This is a genomic window from Vibrio penaeicida (assembly GCF_002933855.1).
Lineage (GTDB): Bacteria > Pseudomonadota > Gammaproteobacteria > Enterobacterales > Vibrionaceae > Vibrio > Vibrio penaeicida_A.
Genome location: NZ_BFAQ01000026.1, coordinates 1 through 16,748, shown reverse-complemented (window position 1 = coordinate 16,748; position 16,748 = coordinate 1). Strand labels below are relative to the sequence as shown.

19 protein-coding genes, 1 pseudogene and 1 riboswitch are annotated in these 16,748 nt (G+C 47.6%); of the genes and pseudogenes, 16 read left to right on the top strand and 4 right to left on the bottom strand.

The window, feature by feature from the left end; translation table 11 throughout:
- The 13 genes from phnD to acuI form a co-directional block, all read left to right on the top strand.
- The coding region (gene phnD, locus VPNCDNU1_RS29105) for a phosphate/phosphite/phosphonate ABC transporter substrate-binding protein (RefSeq protein ID WP_237324145.1) at window positions 1-644 on the top strand (644 nt) is incomplete at its 5' end.
- 65 nt (window positions 645-709) lie between these two features.
- The gene (gene phnE, locus VPNCDNU1_RS15285; protein ID WP_104401120.1) at window positions 710-1,510 is read left to right on the top strand and encodes a phosphonate ABC transporter, permease protein PhnE; all 801 of its coding nucleotides are present in this window, start codon (window positions 710-712) and stop codon (window positions 1,508-1,510) included.
- Between the two features lie 44 nt (window positions 1,511-1,554).
- Entirely contained in the window at window positions 1,555-2,250 is a 696-nt protein-coding gene (gene phnF, locus VPNCDNU1_RS15280; RefSeq protein ID WP_104401119.1) for a phosphonate metabolism transcriptional regulator PhnF, read from the top strand.
- A gap of 2 nt (window positions 2,251-2,252) precedes the next feature.
- Window positions 2,253-2,708: a phosphonate C-P lyase system protein PhnG gene (gene phnG / locus VPNCDNU1_RS15275; RefSeq protein ID WP_104401118.1), complete on the top strand. Its 456-nt coding sequence runs from the start codon at window positions 2,253-2,255 to the stop codon at window positions 2,706-2,708.
- Entirely contained in the window at window positions 2,705-3,322 is a 618-nt protein-coding gene (gene phnH / locus VPNCDNU1_RS15270) for a phosphonate C-P lyase system protein PhnH (protein WP_104401117.1), read from the top strand. The genes phnG and phnH overlap by 4 nt, the downstream gene beginning before the upstream one ends.
- A complete protein-coding gene (locus tag VPNCDNU1_RS15265) occupies window positions 3,307-4,425 on the top strand; it encodes a carbon-phosphorus lyase complex subunit PhnI (protein WP_104401116.1) in 1,119 nt (372 codons plus the stop codon). Before phnH ends, VPNCDNU1_RS15265 begins: the two co-directional genes overlap by 16 nt.
- Complete coding sequence (locus VPNCDNU1_RS15260; protein ID WP_104401115.1) at window positions 4,409-5,290, top strand: alpha-D-ribose 1-methylphosphonate 5-phosphate C-P-lyase PhnJ; 882 nt, start codon at window positions 4,409-4,411, stop codon at window positions 5,288-5,290. Before VPNCDNU1_RS15265 ends, VPNCDNU1_RS15260 begins: the two co-directional genes overlap by 17 nt.
- Entirely contained in the window at window positions 5,284-6,108 is an 825-nt protein-coding gene (phnK, locus tag VPNCDNU1_RS15255; RefSeq protein ID WP_174715147.1) for a phosphonate C-P lyase system protein PhnK, read from the top strand. Before VPNCDNU1_RS15260 ends, phnK begins: the two co-directional genes overlap by 7 nt.
- A 4-nt stretch (window positions 6,109-6,112) precedes the next feature.
- The gene (gene phnL / locus VPNCDNU1_RS15250) at window positions 6,113-6,829 is read left to right on the top strand and encodes a phosphonate C-P lyase system protein PhnL (RefSeq protein WP_104401114.1); all 717 of its coding nucleotides are present in this window, start codon (window positions 6,113-6,115) and stop codon (window positions 6,827-6,829) included.
- Window positions 6,830-6,842: 13 nt separating this feature from the next.
- Window positions 6,843-7,979: an alpha-D-ribose 1-methylphosphonate 5-triphosphate diphosphatase gene (gene phnM, locus VPNCDNU1_RS15245; RefSeq protein ID WP_237324144.1), complete on the top strand. Its 1,137-nt coding sequence runs from the start codon at window positions 6,843-6,845 to the stop codon at window positions 7,977-7,979.
- A gap of 37 nt (window positions 7,980-8,016) precedes the next feature.
- Complete coding sequence (gene phnN, locus VPNCDNU1_RS15240; RefSeq protein ID WP_104401112.1) at window positions 8,017-8,574, top strand: ribose 1,5-bisphosphokinase; 558 nt, start codon at window positions 8,017-8,019, stop codon at window positions 8,572-8,574.
- Entirely contained in the window at window positions 8,565-9,320 is a 756-nt protein-coding gene (phnP, locus tag VPNCDNU1_RS15235; RefSeq protein ID WP_104401111.1) for a phosphonate metabolism protein PhnP, read from the top strand. The genes phnN and phnP overlap by 10 nt, the downstream gene beginning before the upstream one ends.
- A 130-nt stretch (window positions 9,321-9,450) precedes the next feature.
- Window positions 9,451-10,431: an acrylyl-CoA reductase (NADPH) gene (gene acuI, locus VPNCDNU1_RS15230; protein WP_104401110.1), complete on the top strand. Its 981-nt coding sequence runs from the start codon at window positions 9,451-9,453 to the stop codon at window positions 10,429-10,431.
- A 119-nt stretch (window positions 10,432-10,550) separates the two neighbouring features.
- Here the strand turns inward: acuI and VPNCDNU1_RS15225 are convergent, their stop codons facing one another.
- Both VPNCDNU1_RS15225 and VPNCDNU1_RS15220 read right to left on the bottom strand, forming a co-directional pair.
- Window positions 10,551-11,495: a LysR family transcriptional regulator gene (locus VPNCDNU1_RS15225; protein WP_104401109.1), complete on the bottom strand. Its 945-nt coding sequence runs from the start codon at window positions 11,493-11,495 to the stop codon at window positions 10,551-10,553.
- Window positions 11,496-11,680: 185 nt separating this feature from the next.
- Complete coding sequence (locus tag VPNCDNU1_RS15220; protein ID WP_101115429.1) at window positions 11,681-11,863, bottom strand: hypothetical protein; 183 nt, start codon at window positions 11,861-11,863, stop codon at window positions 11,681-11,683.
- A 136-nt stretch (window positions 11,864-11,999) separates the two neighbouring features.
- On the opposite strand from VPNCDNU1_RS15220, the gene tusA reads away from it, so the two are divergent.
- A complete protein-coding gene (gene tusA / locus VPNCDNU1_RS15215; RefSeq protein ID WP_101115430.1) occupies window positions 12,000-12,248 on the top strand; it encodes a sulfurtransferase TusA in 249 nt (82 codons plus the stop codon).
- 106 nt (window positions 12,249-12,354) lie between these two features.
- Here the strand turns inward: tusA and VPNCDNU1_RS15210 are convergent, their stop codons facing one another.
- Window positions 12,355-12,612: a hypothetical protein gene (locus VPNCDNU1_RS15210; protein ID WP_104401128.1), complete on the bottom strand. Its 258-nt coding sequence runs from the start codon at window positions 12,610-12,612 to the stop codon at window positions 12,355-12,357.
- An 88-nt stretch (window positions 12,613-12,700) separates the two neighbouring features.
- Window positions 12,701-13,263: pseudogene (locus VPNCDNU1_RS15205) on the bottom strand (TMEM165/GDT1 family protein).
- Between the two features lie 91 nt (window positions 13,264-13,354).
- Window positions 13,355-13,487, bottom strand: a riboswitch (yybP-ykoY riboswitch).
- Window positions 13,488-13,707: 220 nt separating this feature from the next.
- Between VPNCDNU1_RS15205 and glyQ the strand changes: the two are divergent.
- Together glyQ and glyS are read left to right on the top strand one after the other, a co-directional pair.
- Window positions 13,708-14,625, top strand: coding sequence for a glycine--tRNA ligase subunit alpha (gene glyQ, locus VPNCDNU1_RS15200; RefSeq protein ID WP_104401108.1), 918 nt, complete (start codon window positions 13,708-13,710; stop codon window positions 14,623-14,625).
- A 2-nt stretch (window positions 14,626-14,627) separates the two neighbouring features.
- Window positions 14,628-16,694, top strand: a complete 2,067-nt coding sequence (glyS, locus tag VPNCDNU1_RS15195; RefSeq protein ID WP_104401107.1) for a glycine--tRNA ligase subunit beta — start codon at window positions 14,628-14,630, stop codon at window positions 16,692-16,694.
- Window positions 16,695-16,748: the final 54 nt, after the last annotated feature.

The window sequence follows — 16,748 nt, the reverse complement described above, 5'->3', positions numbered from 1 at the left end:
ACTGGAGCTTGCTGATTACGCACAAAGACAACCCTATAAACTCCGTCGAAGATATGATGAAAGACCGCTCAAACCTTGCATTTGGTAACGGTGATCCAAACTCAACATCTGGCTTCTTGGTTCCGTCTTACTATGTGTTTGCGAAAAACAACGTACAGCCGAGCGAGTTCAAACGCACTTTGAATTCAAGCCACGAAGTGAACTTGTTTGCCGTTGCCAACAAACAAGTGGATGTCGCCACCAACAACACAGAAAGCCTTCGTCGTTTTGCTAACAACAACCCTGACAAATTCAAAAACATCAAAATCATTTGGAAATCCCCACTGATTCCAGCCGATCCGATCGTATGGCGCAAGAACCTACCTGAAGAAACAAAAACAGCGGTGTACGACTTTTTCATGACCTATGGAAAAACGGGTAAAGCTAAAGAAGTCGCCATTTTGAAAGAACTTGATTGGGCACCGTTCAAAGCCTCTTCCGACTTACAGCTCCTTCCTATCCGCCAGCTAGCGCTGTTCAAGCAGCTTAATAAGTTCTCTACCGATAAGAAGCTTGACGAGTCTGAGCTCACAAAAGTCAGCAACGTTCAATCGGAACTCGCCGCGTTGAATCGCCAAATGGCAGCTCTAGAAGCCATGGAATAACGCTCTCTAACTTACTCAGGGTGGGGTGAACCCCACCCAATTATAGCCATTATATGGGAACTGATATGAACACCAACCTTTCTGTGGACGCCTTTCAAAACAATCAGCATTGGAGCCAAAAACTTACGCAGCTTGTGATGCTGATTCTGTTCGCAGTGATACTTGCTTGGGCATGGCAAGGTGCGGAAATGAACCCCGTTCAACTGGTCGCGGATTCCGACAACATGGTGGAACTGGCGAGTGATTTCTTTCCACCCGATTTCACTTATTGGGAACTCTATGTAGAAGAAACCCTAATCACGATTCAAATTGCCATTTGGGGCACAGTGCTTTCGGTGTTCGTCTCAATACCACTGGGGCTAATGTGTGCAGACAACATTGTACCAATGTGGGTCTATCAACCCACTCGCCGCCTTATGGATGCCGCACGTGCGATCAATGAAATGGTATTTGCCATGCTGTTTGTGGTGGCTGTGGGCCTAGGGCCATTTGCAGGCGTATTGGCCCTGTTCATTCACACTACAGGGGTGTTGGCGAAGCTGTTTTCAGAAGCCGTCGAAGCGATTGATCTCGGCCCCGTCGAAGGCGTTCGCGCAACCGGAGCCAATAAATTGGAAGAAGTGATTTACGGCGTTATCCCACAAGTTTTGCCACTTTGGATTTCTTTCACACTTTACCGATTTGAATCCAATGTCCGTTCCGCCACCGTGGTGGGCATGGTTGGTGCTGGAGGTATAGGGGTGTTGCTATGGGAAGCGATTCGAGGTTTTCAATTCCAACAAACCGCCGCCATCATGCTGGTCATCATTGTGACCGTCAGCTTAATTGACTTTGCATCGCAACATATCCGCAAAGCTTACATTTAAAAAATTTGCCTGAACTTGTCTAGACAACTGAATGGAAGAATGTGATGCAACTGTATATGGACATCGCCAAACAACTCGAACAGGAAGTACAAAGCCAGTTCAAAGTTGGGGAATTTTTACCCTCGGAATCTCGATTGGCAGACCGATTTGACGTTAATCGTCATACCGTAAGGCGCGCGATCGATGAATTGGTGTTTTGTGGGTTGATTGAGAGACAACAAGGCAGAGGCAATCAAGTCATACGTCAGCCTTACGCATACCCGCTCAATCAAGGTGCGTATTTTACGCACAACCTCACCAAACAAGGCTATATGCCAAGGTGCGAAGTGCTAAACCGCCAGTTGATCACCGCCAGTGAGCATCTAGCCAAGGTTCTGAACATTGAACTGGACGCACAGATCATCAAGCTCACCACGCTCAGAGTCATTGATGGTTTGCCATGCAGTTTGATTGAGCATTTTTTGCCGAACACGGAATGGTGGGGGCCACTGCAACACTTCGAAAGCGGTTCCCTTCATCAGTATATTCAACAACAACTCAATACGGATCTGACCCGAAAATCCACCAAACTGCGTTCACGAATGCCTAACCGGCAAGAGCGCAAACAACTGAAGTTATCGGAGAACATTCCGCTCATTATTTTCCGAACGGTGAACGTAGCAAGCCAGACCAAACAGGTCATGGAATATTCTTGCTCCTACACCCGCTCGGACATGATTGAAATCGTATTGGAGCATTAACCATGACCACGACAACTAAGTCAGAGCGACAGGGCTGGATGTCCGTTCTCGCTCGGACCGACTTCTTGCACCTAAAAAACCTGTGGGAGCCGTTAAATTTATCTCCAAATTATCAGGTGATACGCCAACCAGAAACGGGGCTCATTCAGGTACAGTCGCGTATGGGCGGCACAGGTAACCCATTCAATATAGGGGATATGACCGTCACGCGCAGTGTCATTAAATTGCCCGAAGGGGAAATGGGTTACAGCTACATAAAGGGGCGCAACAAAGATCATGCACATCTCGCAGCATTGATCGACGCCCTCATGCAAAACCCAACGTATTGCACCCCTCTTATGCAGCAAGTGATAGAGCCTTTGATGGCAACCATGCAAGAGCAAACACAAGCAAGACGTGAACAGGTCGCCACCAGCAAGGTGGAGTTTTTCACTATGGTGAGAGGAGAGGACGAATGAAATTCGTAAAACCCGGCTTCAACGATCCGATACACGACGCTCAGAATGTATTTCGCTTCATCCTGAACGCCATGTCGATACCAGGATCCCTGCAATCGATGCCCTCTGAGTTATCGTTTGGACAAGCCAACGCTGCCACCACTCAAATATTACTGGCTCTCACCGATAGCACGACGCCTGTTTGGTTAAGTGAAGCATTTAAAGCCGATTCTGAGCTCACACAAAACTTACAGTTTCACGCCAATACCCCATTGGCCACTCGTCAAGACAAAGCGAGCTTTGCACTTCTAGGTAGCGGACAAAATGCCAACGTTAGCGAATTCTGCTGGGGGAGCGCAGAGTACCCTGAAACCAGTACTACGTTGATTGTGCAGGTGAGTAGCCTATCGAAAGGGGTGAGTTTAGAACTCAGCGGTCCAGGTATTGACGGTAACGCATCAATCAACGTTGAAGGTGTCCATCAGTCGCTGTTCAACCAGATCATAGCAATCAGCGAATCCCAACCATTGGGAGTAGATGTCTTGCTCACGTGCGAAAACCAATTAATGGCTCTGCCACGTACCACTCGCATCACGCTGGCTAGTATGGAGGAATCATCATGTACGTTGCAGTAAAAGGCGGTGAAAAAGCCATTAAAGCAGCCCACCAGCTCCAAGACCAAAAACGCCGTGGCAGTGGCAGTGAAGTCCACACCAGCCAAATCGCAGAGCAGCTCAGTGGTGCAGTTGATAGGGTAATGACGGAAGGCGGGATCTACGACACAGAATTAGCCGCGCTGGCCTTTAAGCAAGCCAGTGGTGACATGATAGAAGCCATCTTTCTGCTGCGCGCTTACCGCACCACACTCTCTCGCTTTGCCACTAGTGAGCCTATAGACACCAGCGCCATGGAGCTAGAACGCCGCATATCCGCGACCTTTAAAGACTTACCCGGCGGTCAGGTACTCGGCCCCACATTAGATTACACCCATCGCTTACTTGATTTTTCATTGTTAGCGGAAGGAAGAGCACCAGTAAAGCCTGAACAGCAAAATCATGCAACACGTGATGCAGCGGTATTGGAAGCCTGCCCTCAGGTGATGACGATATTGGAAAACCAAGGGCTCGCAACAAAGGAAATCGACGAAGGTGATACCGCAGAAGACATTACGTTGCACCCACCAACGTACCCTGCGACGCGAAGTGCTCGACTACAACAGCTCATGCGCAGCGATGAAGGTTTCCTTTTGTCAATGGGGTATTCCACGCAACGAGGCTACGGTCGCAATCACCCGTTTGCGGCTGAAATCCGTACCGGAAATGTCACCGTTTCTCTCTGCCCTGAAGAGTTGGGATTTGAGATAGACATTGGGGATATCGAGCTCACAGAATGCCAAATGATCAACGGCTTCTCAGGTTCTAAAACCGTCAAGCCTCAATTTACCCGTGGTTATGGTGTTGCCTTTGGCGCGGCTGAGCGCAAAGCCATGTCCATGGCATTGGTCGATAGAGCCCTTCAAGCGGAAGAATTGGATGAACCCGTTCAAGGCCCCGCACAAGATCAGGAATTTGTGTTATCTCACGGCGATAACGTTGAAGCGGCTGGGTTTGTGTCCCACCTAAAACTCCCCCACTACGTCGACTTTCAGTCGGAGTTGGAGCTGATTCGCAAGCTTCAAAAAGAACACGAACAACGCCATGTACATCAAGAGGAGTCAGACCATGACCAGCTTAAGTAAGCGCACCAGCACCCCAGAAAACCAAGCGGTGCTGGGATACAACTACGGCTTCTTAGATGAGCAAACCAAGCGGATGATCCGCCGAGCCATTCTAAAAGCGGTGGCGATTCCCGGATACCAAGTGCCTTTTGGCGGAAGGGAAATGCCCATGCCTTATGGTTGGGGAACCGGTGGTATTCAAATCACAGCCTCCATCATTGGGCAACAAGACACGCTCAAGGTCATTGACCAAGGGGCAGACGACACCACCAATGCGGTCTCTATTCGTCAATTTTTCGAAAAAGTGGCCGACGCAGACACCACAGAGGAAACCGAGCAGGCCAGTATCATTCAAACGCGTCATCGCATCCCAGAAACGCCGCTGAGCGACGGGCAAATTCTGGTATACCAAGTGCCGATTCCCGAACCCTTGCGCTTTCTTGAGCCAAGAGAAACGGAAACTCGAAAAATGCACGCTTTAAGTGAATACGGGATCATGCACGTGAAGTTGTATGAAGACATTGCACGTTATGGGCATATCTCGACCTCTTATGCTTACCCTGTGATGGTGAACCAGCGCTACATTATGGACCCCTCTCCCATACCGAAATTCGACAACCCAAAAATGGATCGAATGCCTGCCCTACAACTGTTTGGAGCGGGTCGAGAAAAGCGCATTTACGCCATCCCCCCATTCACCGATGTGAAAAGCCTCGATTTTGATGATCACCCATTCGAAGTTCAACGCTGGGAAGAGCCGTGCGCCATCTGCGGATCCACTCACACCTTTTTGGATGAAGTGGTCACCGACGATAAAGGTAGCCGGATGTTCGTCTGTTCAGATACGGATTACTGCACCAAACAGCTGGAGAAATTGTCATGTTAAACCTTGCGGAAAGAGTGTCGCCAACGCCAGCGCTCGACACCACTCAAAATGAGTCGCCTCTGTTGTCAGTATCAGAGTTGTCCAAACTGTATTCACCCGATAAAGGCTGCCAAGACATCAACCTAGAACTGTATCCGGGCGAAGTGCTGGGCATTGTCGGGGAATCTGGCTCAGGTAAAAGCACCTTACTGCGCGTACTGTCCGGTCGAGAGCGCCCAAACAGTGGCACGGTGGATTACAACAACGGGAATCAAACCATTGAACTGTACGAACAACCGGATAGAGAACGTCGCCGCTTGCTTCGAACTGAGTGGGGCGTGGTGCATCAACACCCAATGGATGGGCTAAGACCTCGCGTTTCTGCGGGTGGCAACATCGGAGAGCGATTGATGGCAATTGGCGACAGGCATTACGGTCAAATTCGCTCACAAGCCGAAAAGTGGCTGCAAGATGTCGAAATTCCACTCGATCGCATTGATGACTACCCCATTACCTTTTCCGGCGGAATGCAGCAACGCCTGCAAATCGCTCGCAACTTGGTGACACACCCAAAACTGGTGTTTATGGACGAACCGACCGGTGGGCTAGATGTATCAGTTCAAGCTCGTTTGCTCGATTTGATACGCAACCTCGTTACCAACCTAGGGTTATCGGTCATCATCGTCACTCACGATTTGGCGGTTGCTCGGCTACTGGCGGATCGCCTTATTGTGATGAAAGAAAGCCGCATCGTTGAAACAGGGATTACCGATCAAGTGCTTGACGACCCTCAACATCCGTACACCCAACTGTTGGTGTCTTCTGTATTGCAAGGATGATCTCATGTTAAGAATTGAAAACATCAGTAAGAGCTTCGTTCTCCATAATCAGCAAGGCATTACGCTCCCTGTCATGGATACCGTTAGCTTCGAAGTGAACCAAGGCGAATGCTTAGTGCTTCACGGTGAGTCTGGGTCTGGGAAGTCGACACTGCTGCGCACTCTATACGCCAATTATAGGGTTAATAGTGGCTCGATTATGGTCTATAGCGACAATCATTGGGTGGATATTGCGTCGGCTTCTCCACGAAAAATTTTGCAGGTGCGCCAGAACACCCTGGGCTGGGTCAGTCAGTTTTTACGCGTCATACCACGTATCTCTGCGCTTGAGGTTGTTATGCAGCCTTTGCTTGAGCGAGATATCCCCAAAGCCGTTGCTGAGGAAAAAGCCGCCACCATGTTGCAGCGTTTGAATGTTCCCGAAACGCTCTGGCACCTCGCCCCCGCTACGTTTTCAGGCGGAGAACAACAACGCGTGAATATTGCGCGTGGCTTTATTGTCGATGCCCCTATTTTACTGCTCGATGAGCCCACAGCGTCCTTGGATGAAAAAAATCGCGATGTGGTCATTAGTCTGATTCTCGAAGCCAAAGCGCGAGGCGCCACCATCGTCGGAATATTTCACGACGACTACGTTCGCCAGAAAGTAGCGGACAAATATTTTGATGTTAAGACGGCAACCACTCGCACCGTACCCACCCCAAACTCAACATTGCAATAGAAGGATGACGGCAATGAAAATCACCAACATTAATATGGTTCTGCCTGATTCTATTTTGTACGGAACCATTGAGATCGACAATCACACCATCGTGTCGATTTCTGAAGGCAAAGACAACGACCCTAATTGCATTGATGGGCAAGGCGATTGGCTCCTTCCCGGATTGATTGAGCTACATACCGACAATCTTGAAAAATACTTCACCCCTCGACCTAAAGTGAGTTGGCCGCCTTTTTCTGCCATGGCTGCGCACGATGCACAATTAATCGGGTCAGGCATCACCACGGTGCTGGATGCGGTGGCGGTGGGCGATGTACGTGATGGCGGTACGCGCCAAGACTACCTAGACAAGATGATCGACACGCTGGTTGAATCGGAGCGCCGTGGGGTCAATCGCTCACAGCATTTCCTGCATATTCGTTGTGAACTTCCCCATTCTTCCACGTACGGATTAGTCGAGCGCTACCTTGGTTTATCGCAAGTTAAAATGGTGTCCTTGATGGATCACTCTCCCGGTCAGCGCCAATTCGTCAACCTAGAAAAATACTACGAGTATTATCAAGGCAAATACGGACTGAATGATGCGGAAATGCAAGCCTACGAAAAAGAGCAGCGCACCTTGTCTCAGCAGTGGTCTGATCGCAATCGCAAAGCCATTTCACAGCTTTGCCATCAACGTGGTATCCCACTTGCCAGTCATGATGATGCGACTGTAGCCCATGTTGAAGAGTCTCATGATCTTGGCTTGGTACTGGCAGAATTCCCAACCACCATTGAAGCGGCAAAACGTTCACACGAGCTTGGTTTGCATGTATTAATGGGAGCACCCAACGTCGTTAGAGGCGGCTCACATTCTGGTAATGTCGCAGCCCATGAGCTGGCAAGTATGGGCGTGTTGGATGTGCTGTCTTCTGATTATTTCCCACTAAGCTTGTTAGACGCCGTTTTCAAATTGGCTGAAGATGAAAGTAATGCATTGGATTTACCCGGCGCGGTCAAATTGGCGACATCCAACCCAGCAGAAGCGCTTGGGCTTCACGACCGAGGAGAAATCAAAGAGGGCTTACTCGCTGATTTAATCTTGGTTAAGCAAGTCGAGGGGCAAGCTTACGTGAAACGAGCTTGGCGGCTCGGACAGTGTGTGTATTAAATTTCATAAGCACTTTTGGAGGCGAAAGGAAGATAATATGGCGAAACTCTTTTATGTGATGGGTGCATCTGGAAGCGGAAAAGACAGCGTGATGCAGGCGATCCGGCAAGACAGCCGCGTATCCGTTCAATTGGCGCATAGGTACATTACGAGACCCGCTAACAGTGGCAATGAAAACCATATCGCACTCAACCATGAAGAGTTTCACCAGCGCATCACCTCTGGGTTATTTTCTATGCACTGGGAAGCCAACGGATTGTGTTATGGCATCGGCAAAGAAATCGAGCTGTGGCTCAACCAAGGACAACATGTTCTTTTGAATGGATCGCGCGCTTACTTCCCTAAAGCGCGTGCGCTATTCAAAGAACAAATAACCCCAGTTTGGATTCAAGTGGATGTTGATTGCCTGCAATCGAGATTAATGGCAAGGGGAAGGGAAACACATGAACAGATAGTTGCTCGCATTGAGCGAGCCAAGCAATACCAAAGAAACAAACCATCCGATGCGCTGGTGATCGACAACAGTGGGAAACTTGAATCGAGTGTGGAGCAATTTATTCTGCAATTAAATCCGGAGGTACAAGAGTGCAACTGACGTTACTAGGGACAGGAAATGCAGGGCATGTTCCAACCTATGGTTGTGAGTGTTCTGCGTGTGAAAGAGCCATCGAGAACCCAGTATTCCGACGAGGTAAAACCTCAGCATACATAGAGCACAATGGGAAAAACCTGCTGTTGGATGCCAACCACCCCCAGCTTTTGGAGCGATTTCCTTCCGGCACGATTGATACCCTATTGCTGACTCACTTTCATATGGATCATGTTCACTCTCTGTTTGACCTGCGCTGGGGGAAAGGCAAATCGATACCTGTTTTTACTCCCCCCGACAAAGCTGGCTGCGACGACCTTTACAAACACCCAGGTCTGTTGGATTTCCAACCATTAAGCGCATTTACTTCTTTTGACTGGGAAGGCATCACTATTACGCCTGTGCCTCTTACGCATTCTAAACCGTGCTTCGGATACCTTTTTGAATGGAAAAACAAACGGCTGGCGTACCTGACTGATACGGTTGGTCTGCCTAAAAGCACTCGCGAATTTCTTGAAAATAAACCCATCGATTTGATGCTGATAGATTGCAACCATCCACCCATGCCAGATTCCCCACCACGCAATCACAATGACATCTTGCTGGTTCAATCAATCCAACAGCAACTGTCTATCAAAAGGTTAGGCTTAATACACATAAGCCACGATCTAGACGCTTGGGCAATGCAAAATCCCGATGCGTTCTCGCCCTCTTTTTTCCTCGCTAAAGACCATCAAACATTCAAACTGTGAGCTATGCAATATATGCATACCTATAATGCTAAAGTGTCATTTTTTTCATACGTCATATCGTTCTACACTAGTGTCGTTGACTAAAGCACACGAGTGATGTGCTTGCAGCCCTCTTATTGTGGAGAAGACTATGTTCCAAGCTCTCGTTCTAAATCAAGAAGATAAAAAAACCATCGCATCCATTGAATCACTAAACGATTCACACTTGCCTGAGGGTGATGTGGTTATCGATGTGGATTACACTTCTCTGAATTACAAAGACGGACTCGCCATTACCGGCAAAGGGAAAATCATCCGTCAGTTTCCAATGGTGCCAGGGATCGATTTAGCGGGAACCGTGGTAACGTCTTCCGACGAGCGCTACCAAACTGGTGACAAAGTGGTACTAACCGGTTGGGGCGTAGGGGAAAACCACTGGGGTGGTATGGCTCAACGCGCTAGCCTCAAAGCAGATTGGTTAGTTCCATTACCTTCTGGGCTTGGCAGCAAGCAAGCGATGATGGTAGGTACAGCGGGCTTAACAGCCATGCTGTGTGTACAAGCCATTATAGACGGCGATGTAAAACCAGAAGATGGCGAAATCCTAGTAACAGGGGCGAGTGGCGGCGTTGGCTCTGTTGCTGTCACGCTATTGAACACTCTTGGCTATAAAGTAGTAGCCGTAAGCGGTCGAGTAGAAAAGAACGGTCCTTTACTTGAAAAATTAGGGGCGAGCCGAGTCATTGATCGCAGTGAGTTTGAAGAACCCGCACGCGCTCTCGAAAAACAAATCTGGGCAGGTGCCATTGACACTGTTGGTAGCAAAGTATTAGCCAAAGTGTTGGCGCAAATGGATTACAACAGCACCGTTGCTGCATGTGGTTTGGCGGGTGGATTCGACTTACCGACGACGGTAATGCCGTTTATTCTGCGAAACGTCCGTTTGCAAGGGGTCGATTCTGTTTACTGCCCCTACGAGAAGCGCACAGCTGCATGGGAAAAGCTCACTGAACTGCTTCCAGCCAGTTACTTTGAACAAGCCTGCACAGAGATTCCTTTAATTGATGCGCCGAAATACGCGGAAGACATAACGAATGGTCAAGTGACGGGTCGCGTGGTCATTAAGCCTTAACACTTTCTCCCGTTAGCAAACAATGCCGAAAACTTATTGGAAAATAATAAATCATGGGTCAGACACTGTCTGACCCACAAAAATAACTTAAACCAAGCCCCTTTCTAGTCAGGGTTTTCTTAATTATCTAAGCCTAGGTCTTCTACTCGCTTTGCAATTAACCGACTGCACTCCTCTTTAACCACCGTTCTCAGCCATTCCTGAGCTGGAGAATGATCGCTTCTAGAATGCCAAATCATTGAGTACTCAAACGGTGTAAATTCAAAAGGAAGCGGTTTAACCAATAAGTCGTAACGATCTGCGACCAAATAGGCTAAATCTGCAGGGACGGTGATGATCAGCGGCAAGGTGTCCACAATCGCTAAAGCCGCTTCTAGATGATAGGCACGAAGAACCATATTTCGAGCCGGCTGGTTACTCAGTGCCTGATCGAGCAGCGCTTTTACACCATCGCTTATCGCTATCATAGCGTGTGGGTATTCAAGGTAATCGTGCAGTCGCATGTCGCTATTGGCAATCGGGTGTTGCTTCGAAATCAGGCAAGATACGCCAACACGCCCTAGCCGATCACTGTTCAATGGCTCTACCGAACCCGTAGGACGGCAAATTGCCAAATCTGCACCTTGATGCGTCAACTGCTGTGGAAGCTGATCGTCAATCAATGGAATGAATTCAAATTTTACTTGGGGGGCTTCTTGGTATATCCGAGGCAATGCAAACGGAAAAATGGTCTGCATGGCGTAATCTGTCGTCGCTATCGTGAACGTTTGATCGCAAGTTGTTGGGTCAAATCGTTCTGGCGTTAATAACGAACGTAACGATTCAAGTGGCTCACCCAGTGCTTGATTCAGTTCAATCGCTTTTTCTGTCGGTATTAAATGCTGACCTTGTCGGACGAATAATGGATCGCCGACCAACTGGCGCAATCGCCCAAGTACACGACTCATTGCGGATTGGCTTAGGTTCAACCGAGTAGCAGCTCGGCTCACACTGCCTTCTTCTATAATGATTCGCAACGCCACCAGCAAATTTAAATCACGACGATAGATCTCTTCTAATTCCAAAGCACAGACTCGTTTGTGGAAAACGTCATAATAACAAAAATAAGGCGAGAGACATTCGGTAGAGATCAAAGTAGAAGTGACGTAGAAACCGATAGATTTGTAAATAAAAAGTAAAAAAAATCCCGCCTTTCAGCGGGGAAGCCCAAGAAAAATGGGATAGTGTCGGAATGTGTAGTAGTGTCGTGTTAATTCTGTTTTTCGCTGTGTTTCTGCCAGCGATGCATTTCTACCCAAATACCAAAAATTGTTGAAAATAAGCCAATTAGTGGTAAAAGAGAGACTTCAGATGAGCTTCTAAGTATCAGCGCGCAAAATGTAATAAAGCACAATACGCTGTAAATCGTAAGTCGGTCTAACTGAGTTAGCATCAACCCCCCTAGCTCAAATGTTATTTAATTGTTAAAAATTAAGTTACATGGATTTTTTGTGTTTGCCAAGACTTTATTGAATATTTTTTCGACATCAGTATGATTTGCCCTCCAAAACCAAATTGAACGCACAACTATGACTTTTGATCCGACTCTTGCGACCAAAATTCTGGAGGCTGAAGGTCTTCGCTGCCCAGAACCGGTCATGATGGTAAGAAAAACCATTCGAAACATGGAAAATGGAGATGTATTGCTTGTGAAGGCAGATGACCCTTCAACAACGCGCGACATTCCGAGCTTTTGTCGTTTTATGGATCACCAGTTGATAGGAAGCCAGATTGATTCCCTGCCTTACCAATATCTAATCAAAAAAGGAATGGACTAAGTCACTCTGCCGCCGCTCCAATCAAACTTAAAGCAGCAAAAAGCGAAAGCGTTAAAGATTTGCATACAAAAAAGGGCGAACCTAAGTTTGCCCTTCATTTAACATTTCATTCTTCTGTTTTGGAGCGAAGTTGATGCTGGATGTGTTCTATCTGATGATGTAACTCTCGCAGTTCTTTTCTCATGGGAATCAAATGTTGCACCCGAATCCAAGATTCAACAGCCAACCCAGTCATGATAATTGCACCTACCACCATTGGCAGCCACATCTCGGTTAATACCATCCCCAGTAGTGTCAATCCTAATCCAAAAGTAAACAGATAACTTTGACTTTGCGGCGTCATGCCCATATAGCGCGTTAACATGGTTTTACCCTCTTGCTCCACACTCTTCATAGGCAAAATACCATTTAGCAAAATCGAAATATGTGTCTGTTTTCACAAATACGATGGATTACTCGGTGCCAAAAATAAGCGCACCTATCGCCAGTAAAACAAAGAGTACGCATGTGGCTTTTCTTATCAAAGCCAAAGGTAATTTGTCTCCACTGAATTTGCCAATCATAACAACTGGCACATTGGCGAGCATCATGCCAACGGTCGTACCGATAATCACCATAAGGAGGTGTTCTGAAAATTGCGCCCCAAGAATAGATGTCGCTACCTGAGTTTTATCGCCTATTTCCGCGATGAAAAACGCAATAAAGCTGGCAACGAAAGGACCTCGGAATGAAGTATCCCCCTCATTTTCATCCATTTTGTCTGGGATCAGTACCCATATAGCCATCGCTAGAAAGCTGAATACAACAACCCAGCGCAAAACGTCTTGAAATGATCCGCCACAACAACACCAAGCCATGCTGCAAGTGCATGGTTCAATAACGTCGCCAAAAAGATAGCAAGTACGATAGGCACCGGCTTTCGATACCGGCTGGCAAGTATAAGGGAGAGTAATTGGGTTTTGTCCCCAATTTCTGCCAGCGTAACACTGGCAATAGATATAGCTAGAACGCTCACGACATGCTCTATGGGGTAGGGCATCTGAATAAAACCAAAGACAAGATCCACGCCCCACCCCTGGTTTGTGTCACTTGTCTATGGTCTCGCTAAACCCAACCTAATATGATGATTTTTTAGGTGGTTGAGTCTCATACGCCATGATGTTTTCATCAATTATGTTGACGTACAATCCCGTCCTGCTTCCAAGAAGGACGGGGAAGCTACTCCCCAAAGACAATCTGATTGTAGAATTTGCTTCTTATAATGGCAAGTTACACATTTCATAGATCGCTCTGTTTGCTCATAAAATGTCAATTTTGCGAGAGTTCTGACGAGTTTGGTATGAAATGTCCATTTTGAGCAGGGTTTAAGCGATATTTCCTCTACTCGGCAAGCAAAGAACTGGGTATACTCAATGGTTATTTTCAATAAATCATTCATAAGAATCGCGCGAACCTGACTATGCAAAATTACGATATCAAAACCTTCCAGGGAATGATCCTCGCGCTGCAGGATTATTGGGCTCAAAACGGCTGTACCATTGTACAACCTTTGGATATGGAAGTAGGTGCCGGCACCTCTCACCCAATGACATGTCTACGTGCAATTGGCCCTGAGCCAATGTCTACGGCATACGTTCAACCTTCACGTCGTCCGACCGATGGTCGCTACGGTGAAAACCCGAACCGTCTGCAGCACTACTATCAATTCCAAGTAGCGCTAAAACCTTCTCCAGATAACATTCAGGAGTTGTACCTAGGCTCACTTGAAGTGCTTGGTGTCGATCCACTGGTTCATGATATTCGCTTCGTCGAAGACAACTGGGAAAACCCAACGCTAGGCGCATGGGGTTTGGGTTGGGAAGTTTGGCTAAACGGCATGGAAGTCACTCAGTTTACTTACTTCCAACAAGTTGGCGGCCTAGAATGTAAACCAGTAACTGGTGAGATCACTTACGGTATCGAGCGTCTAGCCATGTATATCCAAGAAGTAGACTCCGTTTACGACCTTGTATGGAACGTCGCACCAGATGGTTCTAACGTGACTTACGGTGACATCTTCCACCAAAACGAAGTTGAGCAATCAACTTACAACTTCGAGCACGCAGACGTAGATTTCCTATTCGGTTTCTTCGATCAGTGTGAAAAAGAGTGTAAAGAGCTACTGGAGCTTGAGAAGCCACTTCCGCTTCCAGCATACGAGCGCATTCTAAAAGCTGGTCACGCATTCAACATCCTTGATGCGCGCAAAGCTATCTCTGTGACAGAGCGTCAACGTTACATCCTTCGTATCCGCAACCTGACTAAGTCTGTTGCGCAGGCATACTACGCGTCACGTGAAGCACTTGGCTTCCCTATGTGTAAGAAGGAAGGTAAATAATCATGGCTAAAGAATTTTTAATTGAACTGGGTACGGAAGAGCTCCCACCAACGCAACTTCGTACTCTAGCAGAAGCATTCGCAGCAAACTTCGAAGCAGAGCTTAAAGGTGCAAACCTAGCGCACGAAGGCGTGAAATGGTACGCAGCACCTCGCCGTCTTGCACTTAAAGTTGCAGCCCTGGCTGAAGGTCAAGAAGACAAAATCGTTGAAAAACGCGGTCCTGCTATTGCTGTTGCATTCGATGCTGAAGGCAACGCAACCAAAGCTGCACAAGGTTGGGCTCGTGGTAACGGCATCACAGTTGAACAAGCTGATCGCCTTAAAACAGATAAAGGTGAATGGCTGCTGTTCAAACAAGAAGTAAAAGGCCAAGCGACATCTGAAATCGTTGTTGAGTTGGCTGATAAAGCACTAGCTAACCTGCCTATTGCAAAACCAATGCGCTGGGGCAACAAAACGACTCAGTTCATTCGTCCAGTTAAAACGCTAACGATGCTGATGGGCTCAGACCTAATTGAAGGTGAGATCCTAGGCGTAGCATCAGACCGCACTATCCGTGGTCACCGCTTCATGGGTGAGCAAGAGTTCACTATCGATTCTGCAGAGCAATACCCAGAGATTCTAGAAGAGCGCGGTAAAGTCATGGCAGATTACGAAGCGCGTAAAGCCATCATTTTAGCTGATGCGAAAAAAGCGGCAGCTGCCGTGGGTGGTGTTGCTGATCTAGAAAATGATCTTGTTGAAGAAGTGACTTCTCTGGTCGAGTGGCCAGTTGTTCTTACTGCGAAGTTTGAAGAAGAGTTCCTAAAAGTACCTTCAGAAGCGCTGGTTTACACCATGAAAGGTGACCAGAAGTACTTCCCAGTTTATGACACTGATAAGAAGCTGCTGCCTAACTTTATCTTTGTATCGAACATCGAGTCTAAAGAGCCTCGCTATGTTATCGAAGGTAACGAAAAGGTTGTACGTCCACGTCTTGCCGATGCTGAATTCTTCTTCAACACAGACCGCAAGCGTCCGCTTATCGACCGTCTTCCAGAACTAGACCAAGCTATCTTCCAGAAGCAGCTTGGGACTATCAAAGACAAAACAGACCGCATCACAGAACTTGCTGGCTACATTGCTGAGCAAATCGATGCTGATGTTGAGAAGTCTAAGCGTGCTGGTCTACTGGCTAAGTGTGACCTTATGACATCGATGGTATTCGAATTTACGGATACGCAAGGTGTAATGGGCATGCACTACGCCACGCACGATGGCGAAGATGAGCAAGTCGCACTTGCACTTTACGAGCAGTACATGCCTCGTTTCGCTGGCGACGATCTACCAAGTACTGGTATTTCATCTGCAGTTGCAATGGCAGACAAGCTAGACACTATCGTAGGTATATTCGGTATTGGCCAAGCACCAAAAGGCAGCGACCCATTCGCACTTCGTCGCGCATCACTGGGTGTACTACGTATTATCGTTGAAAACGGCTACAACCTAGACCTAACCGATCTTATCGGTAAAGCGAAAGCGCTATTAGGCGATAAGCTAACCAACGACAACGTAGAAGCCGACGTTATCGATTTCATGCTGGGTCGTTTCCGCGCATGGTACCAAGACGCTGGTTTCAGCATTGATATCATTCAAGCGGTATTAGCACGTCGCCCGACTAAGCCAGCCGACTTTGACCAACGAGTTAAAGCGGTTTCTCACTTCCGTGAACTGGAAGCAGCAGAAGCACTAGCCGCAGCGAACAAACGTGTAGGTAATATCTTAGCGAAGTTCGATGGGGAGCTTGCTTCGGATATCGATCTAGCACTGCTTCAGGAAGATGCAGAGAAATCACTGGCTGAAAACGTGGAAGTCATGACAGAAGCGTTAGAACCAGCATTCGCGACGGGCAACTACCAAGAAGCCCTCAGCAAGCTTGCTGATCTGCGTGAGCCAGTGGATGCGTTCTTCGACAACGTAATGGTAATGGCAGATAACGAAGCTCTGAAGAAGAACCGTCTTACGCTGCTGAACAACCTACGCAACCTATTCCTACAGATTGCGGATATTTCTCTTCTGCAGAAATAACTCAGGTTTAAATGTCAAAAAGGAAGCCTTATATAGCTAATGCCGATCAGTTAA